Genomic DNA, 1314 nt, shown 5'->3' with positions numbered 1-1314 from the left:
GGATCCTGAGCCTTCAACTTGCCCAGCGCGTCGAGCAACATGCGCTCGCTGCCGTCCAGCTCGACCTCAAGGGTCTGCATATAGGGCTTGGCATCCTTGTCCGGGTCGTAACGGTAGATTTGGAAAGTACGCTTGGTCATTTTATTTTTTCCTTGGATCGAATCAGAAGGTACGCACTTTGGGCGGAATCGATTCCACCGTCAGCGGCTTCAGGTTCACCGGCTTGTAGTCCAGGCGGTTGCCTTCCGAATACCAGAGCGTGTGCTTCATCCATTCGGCGTCGTTGCGGCCGTTCGGGAACTCGGGCGAGTCCGCGTAGTCGTCGACGGTGTGAGCACCCCGGCTTTCGTGGCGAGCTGCAGCCGAGACCATGGTGGCCTTGGCCGCTTCCATCAGGTTCTCAACCTCCAGCGCTTCGATGCGGGCGGTGTTGAAGACCTTGGACTTGTCCTTCAAGGTGATGGACTTGGCACGCTCGGCGATCTCAATGATCTTGCTCACGCCTTCGTCCAGCGTCGCTTGAGTGCGGAACACGCCGGCATACAGCTGCATCGCGTTGCGCAAATCATTGGCCACGTCCTGCGCGTATTCGCCGCTGGTGCTGTCATCCAATCTAGCCACGCGAGCGACCGAATCGGCACCCGCATCGAGTGGTAGCGGCTTGTGCGTCTTGCTCTTGAGGCCCGATTCGACGATGTGGTTACCGGCCGCGCGGCCGAACACCAACAGGTCAAGCAAGGAGTTGGTGCCCAGGCGATTGGCACCGTGCACGCTGACGCAAGCGCATTCGCCGACAGCGTACAGACCGTTCACCACCGAATTCGGATTGCCATCCTTGGGCGCCACAACCTGACCATAAATATTGGTCGGGATGCCGCCCATCTGGTAATGGATGGTCGGCACGACGGGAATGGATTCCTTGGTGATGTCGACGTTGGCGAAGTTGTGGCCAATCTCGAACACCGAGGGCAGGCGCTTCATGATGGTGTCGGCACCCAGGTGGGTCATGTCGAGTTCGATGTAATCCTTGTTCGGACCACAGCCACGCCCTTCCTTGATTTCTTGGTCCATGCATCGCGAGACAAAGTCACGCGGTGCCAGGTCCTTCAAGGTCGGCGCATAGCGCTCCATGAAACGCTCGCCATTGCTATTGCGCAAAATTGCGCCTTCACCGCGGCAGCCTTCGGTCAGCAACACGCCCGCGCCCGCCACGCCGGTGGGGTGAAACTGCCAGAACTCCATGTCTTCCAGCGGAATGCCCGCGCGTGCAGCCATGCCCAGGCCATCACCGGTGTTGATGAAGGCGTTGGTGGA

At 59.4% G+C, this 1314-nt stretch carries 1 protein-coding gene and 1 pseudogene; both read right to left on the bottom strand.

Annotated elements, in window-relative coordinates:
- Nucleotides 1-140: pseudogene (gene sdhB, locus RMO57_RS09315) on the bottom strand (succinate dehydrogenase iron-sulfur subunit); the annotation flags it as partial.
- 22 nt (nt 141-162) lie between these two features.
- On the bottom strand, nt 163-1314 hold a 1152-nt coding region (locus RMO57_RS09310), incomplete at its 5' end, for an FAD-binding protein (protein WP_310385972.1).

This window comes from Roseateles sp. (assembly GCF_031397715.1).
In the GTDB taxonomy this organism is placed as follows: Bacteria; Pseudomonadota; Gammaproteobacteria; order Burkholderiales; family Burkholderiaceae_C; genus Paucibacter_A.
Note: the sequence above shows the minus strand (reverse complement) of the source record. Positions and strands in the feature narration are given on the sequence as shown.